The sequence below is a fragment of the Stenotrophomonas sp. CFBP8994 genome (genome assembly GCF_034044835.1).
Lineage (GTDB): Bacteria > Pseudomonadota > Gammaproteobacteria > Xanthomonadales > Xanthomonadaceae > Stenotrophomonas > Stenotrophomonas rhizophila_A.
The window spans coordinates 618,277-632,193 of record NZ_JAXCWT010000003.1 but is presented as its reverse complement, the minus strand read 5'-3'; the positions used below and the strand labels follow the sequence as shown (position 1 = coordinate 632,193).

At 66.6% G+C, this 13,917-nt stretch carries 13 protein-coding genes; 2 read left to right on the top strand and 11 right to left on the bottom strand.

The features are described 5' to 3' along the window. Complete coding sequence (locus SOM39_RS11255) at nt 1–492, bottom strand: hypothetical protein (RefSeq protein ID WP_320458374.1); 492 nt, start codon at nt 490–492, stop codon at nt 1–3. Nucleotides 493–626: 134 nt separating this feature from the next. Beyond that, nucleotides 627–896 (bottom strand): DUF2798 domain-containing protein, encoded by a 270-nt coding sequence (locus SOM39_RS11250; RefSeq protein ID WP_095362528.1) that lies wholly within the window; start codon nt 894–896, stop codon nt 627–629. Nucleotides 897–1,031: 135 nt separating this feature from the next. Between SOM39_RS11250 and SOM39_RS11245 the strand changes: the two genes are divergently transcribed. After that, nucleotides 1,032–1,958: a LysR family transcriptional regulator gene (locus SOM39_RS11245; RefSeq protein ID WP_320458373.1), complete on the top strand. Its 927-nt coding sequence runs from the start codon at nt 1,032–1,034 to the stop codon at nt 1,956–1,958. A 43-nt stretch (nt 1,959–2,001) separates the two neighbouring features. On the opposite strand, the gene SOM39_RS11240 is transcribed toward SOM39_RS11245, so the two are convergent. The 7 genes from SOM39_RS11240 to SOM39_RS11210 form a co-directional block, all read right to left on the bottom strand. Then, nucleotides 2,002–3,111, bottom strand: coding sequence for an NADH:flavin oxidoreductase/NADH oxidase (locus SOM39_RS11240; RefSeq protein ID WP_320458372.1), 1,110 nt, complete (start codon nt 3,109–3,111; stop codon nt 2,002–2,004). A gap of 110 nt (nt 3,112–3,221) precedes the next feature. Next, complete coding sequence (locus SOM39_RS11235; protein WP_320458371.1) at nt 3,222–4,043, bottom strand: NAD-dependent protein deacetylase; 822 nt, start codon at nt 4,041–4,043, stop codon at nt 3,222–3,224. A 48-nt stretch (nt 4,044–4,091) separates the two neighbouring features. Continuing rightward, nucleotides 4,092–4,505 carry an acyl-CoA thioesterase gene (locus SOM39_RS11230; protein WP_068848408.1) on the bottom strand — a complete coding sequence of 138 codons (414 nt, stop codon included), beginning with the start codon at nt 4,503–4,505 and terminating at the stop codon, nt 4,092–4,094. Between the two features lie 104 nt (nt 4,506–4,609). After that, nucleotides 4,610–5,629, bottom strand: a complete 1,020-nt coding sequence (locus SOM39_RS11225; RefSeq protein ID WP_093535153.1) for a ribonucleotide-diphosphate reductase subunit beta — start codon at nt 5,627–5,629, stop codon at nt 4,610–4,612. A gap of 192 nt (nt 5,630–5,821) precedes the next feature. Beyond that, nucleotides 5,822–8,233 carry a ribonucleoside-diphosphate reductase subunit alpha gene (locus SOM39_RS11220; RefSeq protein ID WP_068848405.1) on the bottom strand — a complete coding sequence of 804 codons (2,412 nt, stop codon included), beginning with the start codon at nt 8,231–8,233 and terminating at the stop codon, nt 5,822–5,824. Between the two features lie 584 nt (nt 8,234–8,817). Then, nucleotides 8,818–9,918 carry a cell division protein ZapE gene (zapE, locus tag SOM39_RS11215; protein WP_184126211.1) on the bottom strand — a complete coding sequence of 367 codons (1,101 nt, stop codon included), beginning with the start codon at nt 9,916–9,918 and terminating at the stop codon, nt 8,818–8,820. Continuing rightward, nucleotides 9,915–10,589 (bottom strand): alpha/beta hydrolase, encoded by a 675-nt coding sequence (locus SOM39_RS11210; protein WP_320458370.1) that lies wholly within the window; start codon nt 10,587–10,589, stop codon nt 9,915–9,917. Before SOM39_RS11210 ends, zapE begins: the two co-directional genes overlap by 4 nt. A 55-nt stretch (nt 10,590–10,644) precedes the next feature. On the opposite strand from SOM39_RS11210, the gene SOM39_RS11205 reads away from it, so the two are divergent. Then, a complete protein-coding gene (locus SOM39_RS11205; protein WP_320458369.1) occupies nt 10,645–11,502 on the top strand; it encodes an EamA/RhaT family transporter in 858 nt (285 codons plus the stop codon). 87 nt (nt 11,503–11,589) lie between these two features. Here the strand turns inward: SOM39_RS11205 and SOM39_RS11200 are convergent, their stop codons facing one another. Together SOM39_RS11200 and SOM39_RS11195 are read right to left on the bottom strand one after the other, a co-directional pair. After that, nucleotides 11,590–13,029: an ExeM/NucH family extracellular endonuclease gene (locus SOM39_RS11200; RefSeq protein ID WP_320458368.1), complete on the bottom strand. Its 1,440-nt coding sequence runs from the start codon at nt 13,027–13,029 to the stop codon at nt 11,590–11,592. A gap of 267 nt (nt 13,030–13,296) precedes the next feature. Next, on the bottom strand, nt 13,297–13,815 hold the full coding sequence (locus SOM39_RS11195) for a c-type cytochrome (protein WP_068848396.1): 519 nt from the start codon (nt 13,813–13,815) through the stop codon (nt 13,297–13,299). Nucleotides 13,816–13,917: the final 102 nt, after the last annotated feature.

Below are 13,917 nucleotides of genomic sequence, written 5' to 3'. Positions count from 1 at the left end.
TCAGCACTTTGGGGTGCAGATGGAACTGGCCGACGTTTTGCAGGTGCCAGTACCTACGCACTGATAGCTGTAATGATGGTCCTCACAGCGAGGACTCAGCATCTTCATGATTTCCGAGTCCCGCTCTCCCTGAATCGGGATGGGGAGGCGGCGAGCTGAGCGTTGCGCGCCCAGCAGGGATAGCACGTCGTAGGCTTGGCCCAACGTCAGTTCGCGCTCCATTTCGATGGTTGAGAAGCTGGTCAGGCCCTTCTCGTTGAATCGGAGAGATGCGACGAAGCTTGCCATCGCATCATCACTGAACGCCCGGAGCGGGGAGTTCTGCGGCATGGCGTTGAGGTATTCCAGTAGACCGGCCTCGCTTTGGATGGGAGCCGTTGACTCTTCCGCAAGGCTCAGCTGCCTGTCTATCGGGGACGTACCCGGGCAGTCTGCGTATGCGTTTGCACTAAAGAGAGTAAGACACAGGAAGGCTACGTTCTTGTAGTTCATATCAACATTCTTCAGGTCTGCGGCGTTGTTGCCGCAGACCGAATGTGCGGCCAACGCAAACGCAAATCTGTGTCCGACGTACTGGTGTGTGAAGAATCAATCGAAACCTGGATTTCGAATGTTTTCATCAACCGTCAGCGCGCCGGATGCACGGTCAGCGCCACCAGCCGCATCACCACCGGGCGCACCAGCAGCACGCAGCAGAACGCGGTGGGCATGGCGAGCTGGTAGGCGCCGAGTACGCGCATGGGGAAGTCGGCGTTGATGCCGGCGTTGGCGGCGGTGATCACCAGGCACATCAGCATGGCCATGATGGAGGCCATGAAGAAGGCAAAGACGTACGGGGTGGCGCGGGCGCCGAGCTTCCAGCGGGCGGTGGCCAGGGTTTGAGCTTGTTGCGACATCAGGGGTCCAGTGGGCGGCAACCAGCGGTTGCGGGACCGGCACGATAGTCAGCGGGGCCAGGTGCGGGTAGACCGCCGGGCGTTGGCTCTTTATAAAGTAATTCTTTGCAATGACCGGCCAGAATTGGCGCCAGCATGAACATTCTGCAGTCAATCCGCAGTTTCATCCGTACCGCCGATGCCGGCAGCCTGGCGGCGGCGGCGCGCACGCTGGGGATCAGCCCGGCGGCGGTGGGCCAGAACATCGCGCGGCTGGAAACGCATCTGGGCGTGCGCCTGTTCAACCGCACCACGCGCACGCTGGCGCTGACCGAGCGTGGCGCGCTGTACCTGGCCGAGGTGCGGCATATCGAGCGCGACCTGCAGCGGGCGCAGGCGGCGGTGACCGATCCCGAAGCCACACCGCATGGTCGCCTGCGCATTGCCAGCACCTCCGCGTTTGGCCGGCATGTGCTGGCGCCGATGCTGCCGGCGCTGCAGGCGCGCTATCCACGGTTGTCGATCGAGCTGCTGCTCGCCGACCGCAGCGTGGACCACGCGCATGAAGATTTGGATGTGAGTTTCCGGATCGAGCCGCAGCTGGTGGAAGGCCTGGTGGCGCGGGCGATTGCGCAGGTGCCGTTCCAGGTGTGTGCGGCGCCTTCTTACCTGGCGCAGGCGGGAATACCGGCCACGCCGGAGGAGCTGCGTGAGCACCGTTGCCTGGTGTTCCGCTACCCGGTGGATGGGCGGTTGTTGCCGTGGGGATTCGTGCGCGATGGGATCCGCTTCGAGGCGGAGATGCGGCCGGCGCTGGTGTCGGATGACATTGATGCGTTGGCGGCGATGGCGGCCGCTGGCGGTGGCATTGCGCGGCTGGCAGCGTTCGTGGCGGCGCCTTGGTTGGCGCGGGGCGAGTTGCAGGTGTTGTTTGCGTCGGGCGATGGGGCGCGGACGTCGCCCGAGCCGATGCGGTTGTTTTTGTGTGTGAGTGATCGAAGGGATTTGACGCCCAAGGTGCGGGCGTTGATGCAGCACGTGGTGGAGGGGTTGCCGGCCGCGTGGCGGGTGGATGTTGCGTGAGATCAGGCGGCGCACGACCAACGGTCGTGCGCTACCGATTCAATCAAGCAGACGGGGCGGTGAAGACGCCGCGGGCTTCGCGCGGTTCGCAGCGCAGGTACTGTGGGGCGGGGGTGATGGAGTCGCCGAGGGCGGCGGCGGCGTGCCACGGCCAGCGCGGTTCGTAGAGGATGCCGCGGGCCAGTGCGACGGCGTCGGCGTGGTTGTGGCGCAGGATCGATTCGGCCTGGGCCGGGTCGGTGATCAGGCCGACAGCGATGACCGGCATGCGCACCTTGGCTGCCTTGATCGCGGCGGCGAACGGTACCTGGTAGCCGGGCTCGAGGGCGATCTTCTGGCGTGCGTCGAGACCGCCGCTGGAGACGTGCAGGAACTGGCAGCCGCACAGGTCGAGGATCTGCGCGAGGGTGGTGCTCTGTTCGATGTCCCAGCCGCCGTCGACCCAGTCGCTGGCGGAAATGCGCACGCCTACGCTGATGCGGTCGGAGACCGCCGCGCGCACGGCGTCGAACACGCGGATCAGCAGGCGCATGCGGTTTTCCAGCGAACCGCCGTACTCGTCCTGGCGCTTGTTGCTGAGCGGGGAGAGGAACTGGTGCAGCAGGTAGCCGTGCGCGGCGTGCAGTTCAATCAGGTCCAGGCCGGCGCGCTCGGCGCGCTTTGCGGCCACGGCGAAGGCCTCCACCACGGCGTCGATGCCGGCTTCATCCAGCGCTTCGGGCGTGGGGCCGTTGGCGGTGAACGGCAGCGCCGAGGGAGCTTTCACGGTCCAGCCGTTCGGGTCGGTCGGCGGCAGCGGGCCACCGCCCTCCCACGGACGTGCGGAGGAGGCCTTGCGACCGGCATGCGCGAGCTGCACGCCCACCGGCATCGGCGACCAGCGCTTCACCGAGGCGATCACGTCGGTGAGGGCGGCTTCGGTGGCGTCGTCCCACAGGCCCAGGTCGGCGTAGCTGATGCGCCCTTCCGGCAGCACGGCGGTGGCTTCGAGGATGAGCAGGCCGGCGCCGGATTGGGCCAGCATGCCCAGGTGCTGGCGGTGCCAGTCGTTGGCCAGGCCGTCGGTGGAGGAGTACTGGCACATCGGGGCGATGACGATGCGGTTGGACAGCGTCAGCGGTCCGAAGGTTACGGGGGAGAAAAGCTGGCTCACGGGCGGGCGACTCGGGGGGATGTTGAAACCGGGGGGTTATTGCACCCGGAAGCGGGGGTGCAGGCAACCGTTTGTTTGGAACGGTGTGGCCAGACACGCATGGCGTGTCTCTACGCGGGGGTGGTCGTGGGGAGCAGGAAGGACAGGGCTTCTGCGCAGGACTGCTCTACCTTGAGGGTGAGGAGGTCGTCTGCTCGGGTGCGGCCGATGTTCAGGGCGGCTACGGGTAGGCCGGCCTTGGCGGCGGCCTGGACGAAGCGGTAGCCGGAATAGACCATCAGCGAGGAGCCGACCACGAGGACGGCGTCGGCCTGCTGCAGGTGTGCGTGTACGGCATCGACGCGGGCGCGCGGTACGTTTTCGCCGAAGAACACCACGTCGGGCTTGAGGATGCCGCCGCAGGTGGGGCACGCGGGCACGTTGAAGGCGCTGAAATCCACGCCTTCAAGGTCGGCATCGCCATCGGGGGCCTGGGCGGCGTCGAGGCGGTCCCAGCCCGGGTTGGCGGCGAGCAGCGCCTGCTGGAAAGCTTCGCGGCCGCTGCGGGTTTCGCAGCCCATGCAGCGCACCTGATCCAAGCGGCCGTGCAGGTCGATCACCGCTGCGCTGCCGGCGCGCTGGTGCAGGCAGTCCACGTTCTGGGTGAGCAGCACTTCAACCTTTCCACGCGCTTCCAGCGCGGCCAGTGCGGCGTGGGTGGCGTTGGGCTGGGCCTGGCCGAAGCGCGGCCAACCGAGCAGGCTGCGCGCCCAGTAGCGCTGGCGGGTGGCCGCTTCGCCCATGAAATCCTGGTAGTTCACCGGCGGGGTGCGCTTCCACTGGCCGTCGGCATCGCGGTAATCGGGAATGCCCGAGTCGGTGCTGCAGCCGGCCCCGGTGAGGACGAACAGGCGGCGGGCGCGGTCGATGAAGTCAGCCAGTGGGGTAGACATGCCAGCTAGATGGGGGCGATTGGAGGGTTCGCAATCGCCCCTGCCCGTTCAGGGTCCGGCGATGTCGGCCGGCAGCGCAGGCACGGCGGTGGGCTTGTGGTTCTCGTCCAGCGCGATCATCACGAAGTGGCCACGGGTGCACAGCTTGCGCTCGCCGGTGTGCAGGTCTTCGGCGATGAGCTCTACTTCCACCTTCATCGAGCTGCGGCCCACTTCGACGATGCGGCCCACGGTTTCCACCATCTGGCCGATGCTGATCGGCAGCTTGAAGTCCACCTGGTCGGAGCGGGCGGTGACCACGGTGCGGCGCGAGTAGCGCGCGGCGGCCAGGAACGCGGCCTTGTCCATCCACGCCAGCGCCTGGCCACCGAACAGGGTGCCCATGTGGTTGGTGTGGTTGGGGAAGACGATTTCGGCCATGCGCACTTCAGTGGGCGGGACGACGTCAGGGGTGGCGGTCATGGCGGTGGGCCGTGTGATGGGGTCGACGAGGATGATACGGCAGCGCCCGCAAACAAAAAGCCCCGGCAGTGCCGGGGCTTTCTGGAACGCATGGTGCGCTTGGATCAGAACGACATGTCGAAGGACACTTCGCCCTGCACGCCCACCTGGTAGGCCGAGGGGCGGCGTTCGAAGAAGTTGGTCAGCTCCTGCACGTCCTGCAGTTCCATGAACGGCAGCGGGTTGCGCACGTTGTACTTCTTTTCCATGCCGAGGCGGTGGAAGTGGTTGTCGGCGCAGTGCTGCAGGTACTGGCGCATGTCGCGGGTGGAGATGCCGGCCACGCCGCCGGACAGCACGTCTTCGGCGAACTGCACTTCGCATTCGATGGCTTCGGCCAGCATGTCGTAGACCTGCCGCTTCATTTCATCGTCGAACAGGTCCGGCTCTTCCTCGCGGATGACGTCCACGCATTCGAAGGCGAAGTCCATGTGTGCGCTTTCGTCGCGGAACACCCAATTGGTGCCCGAGGCCAGGCCGTTGAGCAGGCCACGCGAACGGAAGTAGTACACGTAGGCGAACGCGGCGAAGAAGAACAGGCCTTCGATGCAGGCGGCGAAGCAGATCTGGTTGAGCAGGAACTGGCGACGCTGGTCGCGGGTTTCGATGCGGGTGAGGCCCTGGATGGAGTCGATCCACTTGAAGCAGAAGTCGGCCTTCTTCTTGATGGAGTCGATGTTCTCCACTGCCGAGAACGCCTTCGAACGCTCTTCCGGGTCCGGCAGGTAGTTGTCCAGCAGGGTCAGGTAGAACTGCACGTGCAGCGCTTCTTCGTACAGCTGGCGCGACAGGTACATGCGTGCTTCGGGCGCGTTCAAGTGCTGGTACAGGTTCAGCACCAGGTTGTTGGACACGATCGAGTCGCCGGTGGCGAAGAAGGCAACCAGGCGGTGGATCAGGTGGCGCTCGCCCGGCGACATCTTGGTGTGCAGGTCGCTGATGTCGATCTGGAAGTTGATTTCTTCCACGGTCCAGGTGTTCTTGATCGCGTTGCGATACATGTCATAGAACTGCGGGTAGCGCATCGGGCGCAGGGTCAGTTCAAAACCGGGATCGAGCAGCATCTGCTTGCGGGTGTCGGCCATGGTGGGTCTTTCCTTCTGAGGTGTACCGACCAACGGTCGGTACCTACCGGGTGTGTGTGCCGACCAACGGTCGGCACCTGCCGGGTGTATGTTCCGGCGATTGGGCCGGTGGAGCGGCCGGGCAGAGCCCGGCGCTGCGGTTGGTCGAGGCCGGCCAACGGCCGGCGCTACCGGGCGGTGGGCTCCCGCCGATTACTGGCAGGCTTCGCAGGCTTCCGGGTTTTCCAGCGAGCAGGCGATGGCTTCTTCCGGGCTGAACACCTTTTCCGGGGCAGCCGCTGCGGTGTGGCTGATGGTGGTCTTGGCGATCTTGGTGGCCGGACGCGAACGCAGGTAGTAAGTGGTCTTGATGCCCTGCTTCCAGGCGTACATGTACATGGAGGACATCGCACCGATGTTCGGGCTTTCCATGAACAGGTTGAGCGAGGCGGACTGGTCGATGAACGCGCCACGGTCGGCGGCCATGTCGATCAGCGAACGCATCGGCAGTTCCCACGCGGTGCGGTAGATCTGGCGCAGGCTTTCCGGGATCTGGGCGATACCCTGGATGGAGCCTTCGGCCATCTTGATGGTGTCGCGCATTTCCGGGGTCCAGTGGCCGAGCTTCTTCAGCTCGTTCACCAGGTAGCGGTTCACCTGCAGGAAGTCGCCCGACAGCGTTTCGCGCTTGAACAGGTTGGACACCTGCGGCTCGACGCACTCGTAGCAGCCGGCGATGGAGGCGATGGTCGCGGTCGGGGCAATGGCGATGATCAGCGAGTTGCGCAGGCCGTGTTCCTTGATGCGGGCACGCAGGGCGTCCCAGCGCGCGCCGTCTTCCGGCACCACGTTCCAGGCGTCGAACTGCAGTTCGCCGCTGGCCGCACGGGTGTCGTTGAACGACGGGTGCTTGCCACGTTCCTGGGCCAGTTCGACCGAGGTTTCCAGGGCGTGGAAGTAGATGGTCTCGGCAATCTTCTTCGACAGCGCGCGGGCTTCGGCGCTGTCGAACGGCAGGCGCTTGCGGAAGAACACGTCCTGCAGGCCCATGCAGCCCAGGCCGACCGGGCGCCAGCGCATGTTGGCGCGGCGGGCGGTTTCGATCGGATAGAAGTTCAGGTCGATCACGCGGTCGAGCTGGCGCACGGCCAGGCGAACGGTTTCGGCCAGCTTTTCGTAGTTGAACTCGTTGTGCTCGTCGAAGTGGTTGCCCAGGTTGATCGAACCCAGGTTGCACACGGCGGTTTCATCGTTGGAGGTGACCTCCAGGATTTCGGTGCACAGGTTGGACAGGTGGATCACGTTGCCCGGACGCAGGGTCTGGTTGCTGGCGCGGTTGCACTTGTCCTTGAAGGTCATCCAGCCGTTGCCGGTTTCGGCCAGGGTACGCATCATCCGCGAGTAGAGCTTGCGCGCGGAAATGGTGCGGTTGGCCTTGCCCTGCGCTTCGGCCTGCAGGTAGGCGGCCTCGAAGGCTTCACCGAACAGGTCGGTGAACTCGGGCACCACGCGCGGATCGAACAGCGACCATTCCTGGTCGGCTTCGACGCGCTTCATGAACAGGTCCGGCACCCAGTTGGCCAGGTTGAGGTTGTGCGCACGGCGCGATTCGTCGCCGGTGTTGTCACGCAGTTCGAGGAAGTCTTCGATGTCGGCGTGCCAGGTTTCCAGGTACACGCAGGCCGCGCCCTTGCGCTTGCCACCCTGGTTCACCGCAGCCACGGACGAATCCATGGTCTTCAGCCACGGCACGATGCCGTTGGAGTGGCCGTTGGTGGACTTGATGAGCGAGCCGCGCGAACGCACGCGGGTGTAGCTCACGCCGATGCCGCCGCTGAACTTGGAGAGCTGGGCGATGTCGCCGTACTTGGAGTAGATCGATTCCAGCGAATCCTGCGGCGAATCGAGCAGGAAGCACGAGGACAGCTGCTCGTGGGTGGTGCCGGAGTTGAACAGGGTCGGACTGGACGGCAGGTAGTCCAGGTTGCCCATGCGCTTGTACAGCGCCAGGGTTTCCGGCACGTCTTCGCTCAGTGCGCTGGCGATGCGCAGGAAGAACTGCTGCGGGGTCTCGATCACCTTGCGGGTGTGCGGATGGCGCAGCAGGTAGCGGTCGTACAGGGTACGCAGGCCGAAGTAGTCGAAGTTCAGGTCGAGGCTGAGGTCGATGGCATCGTTGAGCTTGCGCGCGTTGGTCTGCACGAAGTTCAGCAGGCGGTCGTTGATCAGGCCCACTTCGTGGCCACGGCCGACCGACTGCGAGAAGGCGTGGATTTCCTGGCCCGACACTTCCTTGGCGATGTAGTTGGCCAGCAGGCGCGCGGCCAGGCGGCCGTACTCGGGCTCTTCACCGATCAGCAGGGCGGCGGTGCGGATGGACAGTTCGTCCAGTTCCTGGGTGGTGGCGCCGTTGTACAGGCCGGAGATGGTGCGGGTGGCCACGCGCATCGGGTCGACCGAATGCAGGCCTTCAGCCGAACGCTGCACCGCGCGCACGATCTTGTTCAGATCCACCAGTTCGGTCGTGCCGTTGCGCTTGGTCACGCTCATGGCGGTCGCGGTCGGCGGCGAAGTCAACAGGAATTCGCTTTCCTGGTCGGTGGCTGCGCTGGTTTCGGTGCTCACGGCGTTTTCCTCTTGGCGTGATTTGGGGTGGTGCAGGGTCGCCTGCGGGGCAGGCGTGGGGCCGATGCGCTCAGCGCTCAGGGTGGACTATCGGTGTCGCATGGGACGCGACCGGCGCACTGGCGCTGCGGACGATTCCCCTTGCGTCACCGGTCATCTCCCCCCGGAGACTGGTGCTACCAGCACCGCACCCTGTACGGCATGCGGTTGTCGGTGGGCGTTGGGCCCGTTGGACCCTTCGACTTGTGGTCGAAGAGACCGACGGCCACAAGATAGTGGGGGTGTAGGGGGCCGTCAACGCCAAATGTAGGGAATCAGGCCAATCCCTTGCGGCGCAAGGATCCGGTGTTGCAGGCGTCCGACGAACGGTCGCGACCCGTCGAAAGCGAGTGCGCAGTCAAGGGTTGGGGGCGACTTTTCGTGCGATTCAAGCGTTCGAAAAACGGAACGATGGGCGTCACGTGGACGTAACAATTACGCGCGGATCGGGCACCGCGCGGACACGCGTGGCGTGTCCCTACGCCTTGTTCCGGCCCGTTGTTCCGGCCCGTTGTTCGAGCCTGGGTGACGGCCGGTTGCCCCGGTTACGCCCGGTGGGGCGTGCCGAGGTATTCGGCGCTCTGCATTTCTATCAGGCGCGAGGCGGTGCGCTCGAAGGCACCCTGCAGGCGGGTGCCGGTGTAGAGGGCTACCGGGGCGTCGGTGGCGGTGCAGACCAGGTTGACGTGGCGGTCGTACAGCTCGTCGATCAGGTTCACGAAGCGGCGCGCGGCATCCTCATTCATGCGATCGAAATGCGGGATGTCACCCAGCAGCACGGTGTTGAACTCGCGGGCGATCTCGATGTAGTCCGAGGGGCCGCGCGGGCCTTCGCACAGGGCCTTGAAGTCGAACCAGACGATGCTCTTGCCCCGGGCGCGCACCGGGATTTTGCGTGCTTCGATCTCGATGTTGCCCGGCTTGGGCGGCTGGCCGCCGCTCAGCGCGGCCCAGCGGCTGGCCAGCCAGGCATCGCTGTGCTCGTCGCGCGGGGCCTGGTAGACCGGCGAATGGGTCAGCGCGCGCATCCGGTAGTCTTCGGTGCCCTCGGCGTACAGCTCCACGCAGTAGGTCTGCAGCAGGCTGATGGCAGGCAGGAAGCTGTCGCGCTGCAGGCCATTCAGGTACAGGTTCTCCACCGCCGTGTTGGAGGTGGTAACCAGGGTCACCCCTTCGGCGAACAGGCGTTCGAGCAGGCGCGCCAGCAGCATGGCATCGCCGATGTCGGTGACGAAGAACTCGTCCAGCACCAGTACGCGCAGCTTGGCGCGCCATTCCTGGGCGATCCGGGCCAGCGGGTCGCTCTGCCCCTGGTGTTCGCGCAGGCGCTCGTGGATGCCGCGCATGAAGCGGTGGAAGTGGGTGCGGTACTTCTGTTCGATCGGCAGCCCGTCGTAGAACAGGTCCACCAGGAAGGTCTTGCCGCGCCCTACCCCGCCCCAGAAATACAGGCCCTTGACCGGGTCCGGCTTCTTCCAGAAGGCGGACAGGCGATCCAGCCAGCCGTCCTGGGCGCTGTCGACCAGGGCCAGGTGGATGCGGTCCAGCTCGGCCAGGGCGGCGTGCTGGGCCGGGTCGTTCTGCCATTCGCCCCGGGCCACGCCTTCGGCGTAGCGCTGCGACGGGGTCAGTGCGGTATCGCTCATGCGGTGGCGCTTTCCGGGTTCGGCAGCCAGCCCTTGACGCCGTGGAGCACCGCGCCGCGCAGGTCGATCAGCTTGCGGTGGAAGAAGTGGCTGGTTTCGGGCATGCGCACCAGCTCGTGCGGGGCGCCCAGCTGGTCCAGCCAGTCATAGACCGCCTGCGGATCGACGATTTCGTCGGCCTCGCCCTGGATGACCAGCCAGTTGGCCGGCGGCTGCACGCCGTCGAAGTCCCAGCGCCCGGCGGGCGGGGCGATCGAGACCAGCACCTGCGGCTGCAGCTCGGCGGCCGCGCGCAGGGAGACGAAGGCGCCGAAGCTGAAGCCGGCGAGCCACAGGGTGGCGTCGGGGCGCTGCTGGCGCACCCAGGCCACCACGGCCTTGAGGTCGTCCTGCTCGCCCACGCCATGGTCGAACCCGCCGGCCGAGGTGCCGACGCTGCGGAAGTTGAAGCGCACGGTGGCAATGCCCAGCTCGCGCAGGGTGGTGCCGACCATGGTCACCACCTTGTTGTGCATGCTGCCGCCTTCGGTGGACAGCGGGTGGCAGATGACCGCCACCACCGGCTGCGCGGGCACGTCGGCCTTGGGCGGGTCGACCATCACGTCCAGCGCGCCAACCGGCCCGGCCAGCTGCAGAGTGGTGCTTTCATTGGGGAAAGGGGGATTGTGCATGGCGTCATAATACCGCTCCCCCGCGGGCTGCACTGCCGCGCCTGCCTGGAACCCCATGTTCTATCTGCTTTTCAGTGTGGTCTGCAGCGTGTTGGTGTCGGTGCTGCTGAAGCTGGCCGCACGCCGCCAGCTGGATGTCGCCCAGATGGTGACCTGGAATTACCTGGTGGCCGCCGGGCTTACGGCGGGGGTGCTGCGGCCGCCGCTGGAGGCGCTGCAATCAAGCCATGCGCCGTGGCCGGCGCTGCTGGTGCTGGCGGTGGTGCTGCCTTCGCTGTTCCTGGTGCTGGGCCGCACGGTGGCGGTGGCCGGGATCGTGCGCACGGATGTGGCGCAGCGGTTGTCGCTGTTGCTGTCGTTGTTGGCTGCGTTTGTGTTCTTTGGGCAGACGGCGACCGCGCTCAAGCTGCTTGGACTGGGGCTGGGGCTGGTGGCGATGCTGGGCATCAGCCTGCGCCCGCGTGGGCCGGCGGTGGCCGGTGAGGCGGGCAGCTGGCGCTGGCTGCTGGCGGTGTGGGTGGGGTTTGCGCTGGTGGATGTGCTGCTGAAGCAGGTGGCGCTGTCGGGGACGCCGTCGATGGCGGCACTGCTGGCGTGTTTCAGCATTGCGTTTATGTTGATGCTGGGTCTGCAGCTGTGGCGGCACTTCAGTGGGCGCAGCCGGTTGCGCGCGCGCAACGTGGGTGCGGGGGCGCTGTTGGGGCTGCTCAATGGCGGCAACATCCTGTTTTACGTGCACGCCCACCAGGCGATGCCGGACAGCCCTGCCACGGTGTTTGCCGGGATGAATATCGGCGTGGTGGTACTGGGGGCGCTGGTGGGGGTGTTGGCGTTCGGCGAGCCGACCACGCGGTGGAACCGCGCGGGGTTGGTGTTGGCGGTGGTGGCGATTGGGTTTATCGCGTGGGGGTGAGGCCGCGCGCAGTGCCGACCAACGGTCGGCACCTACCGGTTCGATATCCGTTCGTTTCCGGTTCGATATCCGCCTGTATTCGGGGCGTTACCGGTCGAAACCGAGGATCAAGGGGTCGTGGTCGGAACTGCGCCACGGGCCGGCTTCGTTGCGGTCGCGGTAGCCGACGTCGTCGGCTTCGTCTGCATTGATGTGCCATTCGGCCGCGCCGCGCAGGCGCTTGGCCATGCCCGGGCTGAGCAGGGCGTGGTCGAGGCGGCCGGTCATGCCGTTGTAGACGTAGCTGTAGGGGCGCTCGACCTTGGCCACGGCGAAGGCGTCGCGCCAGCCGGCGTCGTGCAGGGTGCGGATCGGGGCTTCCATCGCATAGGCATTGAAGTCACCCAGCAGGATCGCGTCGGTGGTGCCGGCGCCGGTCGGGTCGGTGCCCAGCCACTGGTTGAGCAGGCGCGCCGATTCCACGCGGGTGGCGTTCCAGCAGCCCTGGCCGTCGTTCTGGTCGGCATCGGCGCCGGCCGCTTCCGAGCAGCCCTTGGACTTGAAGTGGTTGGCCACCACCACGAACGGCGCGCCCTTGCCGGCACGGAACGCCTGGGCCAGCGGTACACGGCTGTGCGGGCCGAACGGGGCGGTGTCCAGCACGGCGGGGGCGCCCACCGGGGTCACCCGCGAGCTGCGGTAGATGATGCCCACGCGGATGGGGTTCTCGCCCGGGCCCTTGCCGGCGTCGATGAAGGCCCAGTCCGCACCCTTGCCGCGGTTGGCATTGAGCGCGGCGACCAGTTCGGCAATCGCCGACTGCGGGCCGTAGCCGTCGTTTTCCAGTTCCATCAGCGCGGCCACGTCGGCGCCGAGCGCGTTGACGGTGGCCACCAGCTTGGCGGTCTGGGCCTGGTGTTCGGCCAAGGTGCGGGCGCCGCGCAGGGTCGGGTAACCGCCGCCCTGGCCGTCGCCGTTGAAGAAGTTTTCCAGGTTGAAGGCGGCCACCTTGAGCGCGCCGGGCACCAACGGGGCGGCGGGGCGGTTCAGTGCCGGCAGCGTCACCGGGGTGGTGACCTGCAGGCGCGGGGTGCCTTTGGCGTCCACGTGGACGATGCCTTCGACGTTGCGCAGCACGGTGCCGGTGCGCAGGGTGGCAGCGGCGGGCAGGTAGGCCACCGGACCCGGGTCGCGCGCGGTGCTGCCGTCATCGAGCAGCAAGCGGCGGCGCTGGTTATCGGCGATCACCTTGGCGTGGGCGTCGGTGCCGGGGGCGGCCACTTCGCTGGGCTGCCAGAGGCGGCCGTCGAAGGCGACGGTGAGTTCGCCGAAACGGGCCAGGCCGTCGGTGCCGGCCAGGGTCAGCGGGGCGGCGATGCGCACGTGCTGGCCGTCGAGGGTGCGCCAGTCGGCGGGCGCGGCGGTGAGGGTGACGGGGGCGGAGGTCGCCGGGGTCGATGCGGTCGGGTGTGGCTGTGGCTGGGCCTGGGCGAAGGCGGTGGCGGGCAGCAGCAGCGACAGGGCAAGAGCGAGGGTGCGACGGCGCATCGACGGCGATTCCGGGAACGGGTGCACAGGGTAACCGTGAAACATGAAAGTCGGCTTTGCCGGAGAGGCTGGATGCGCGGACCGGGCGGGACGGTTGGACCCGGCCGGTAGAGCCGACCGGTAGAGCCGACTGTTAGTCGGCTTGGCTCCGGAGCACGGGGGGTTGCAGGGTCCGCGCGAACGGCAGCCGACTAACAGTCGGCTCTACCTGCAGCCGACTAACAGTCGGCTCTACCTGTCGGCTTTGCCGTTCGTGATGTGCGCGGGTTATTTCAGGTTTGCCAGCATCCAATCGACGGTGGCGTGGATCTGCTCTTCGCTCAGGCCGGGGTTGCCGCCCTTGGGCGGCATGATCCCGCCATCCGGGCCGGTGTAGCCCTCGATGGCGTGCTTGTAGAGGGTGTCCTTGCCCTGGGCCAGGCGTGCATCCCAATGGGCGTGGTCCAGGGTCGGTGCCTGGCCGACGCCGGTGGTGTGGCAGGCGGTGCACAGGTTGTCGAAGATCACCTTGCCGTCGGTGGTGCCTCCGTAAGCCACCTGCGAGGCGGCCTTGGCCATCGCCGCCGCCTTGGCTGCGGCCTGGTCGGCAGCACCGGTGGCGCCGGCATAGACCGCACCGGCCGGGGCAATACGCAGTTCGGTGCGCTTGGCGGCCTGGGGCGAGACTTCAGGGGGAATGCGGGTGTGCAGGTACGCGGCGAACAGGATCAATCCGAGCGTGATGGCCATCAATAAGGCAATGACCATGGAAAAGCGTTTCAGGAACTCGAGGTCGTAATTCCGCACTCTCTGTTACCCCTGGCTGGTAGTCGTTGGACCACGGCTTGTCGGCCGAGTATGACCAGCGTCGGCGGCGCTCTGCAAGCCGCCTCCCACTACCGCAATGCA

Bases quoted from the DNA above. Each gene is read 5' to 3' on its own strand.
- SOM39_RS11255 (WP_320458374.1), bottom strand. From the start codon at position 492: ATGAACTACAAGAACGTAGCCTTCCTGTGTCTTACTCTCTTTAGTGCA.
- SOM39_RS11250 (WP_095362528.1), bottom strand. From the start codon at position 896: ATGTCGCAACAAGCTCAAACCCTGGCCACCGCCCGCTGGAAGCTCGGC.
- SOM39_RS11245 (WP_320458373.1), top strand. From the start codon at position 1,032: ATGAACATTCTGCAGTCAATCCGCAGTTTCATCCGTACCGCCGATGCC.
- SOM39_RS11235 (WP_320458371.1), bottom strand. From the start codon at position 4,043: ATGTCTACCCCACTGGCTGACTTCATCGACCGCGCCCGCCGCCTGTTC.
- SOM39_RS11230 (WP_068848408.1), bottom strand. From the start codon at position 4,505: ATGACCGCCACCCCTGACGTCGTCCCGCCCACTGAAGTGCGCATGGCC.
- SOM39_RS11225 (WP_093535153.1), bottom strand. From the start codon at position 5,629: ATGGCCGACACCCGCAAGCAGATGCTGCTCGATCCCGGTTTTGAACTG.
- zapE (WP_184126211.1), bottom strand. From the start codon at position 9,918: ATGAGCGATACCGCACTGACCCCGTCGCAGCGCTACGCCGAAGGCGTG.
- SOM39_RS11210 (WP_320458370.1), bottom strand. From the start codon at position 10,589: ATGCACAATCCCCCTTTCCCCAATGAAAGCACCACTCTGCAGCTGGCC.
- SOM39_RS11205 (WP_320458369.1), top strand. From the start codon at position 10,645: ATGTTCTATCTGCTTTTCAGTGTGGTCTGCAGCGTGTTGGTGTCGGTG.
- SOM39_RS11200 (WP_320458368.1), bottom strand. From the start codon at position 13,029: ATGCGCCGTCGCACCCTCGCTCTTGCCCTGTCGCTGCTGCTGCCCGCC.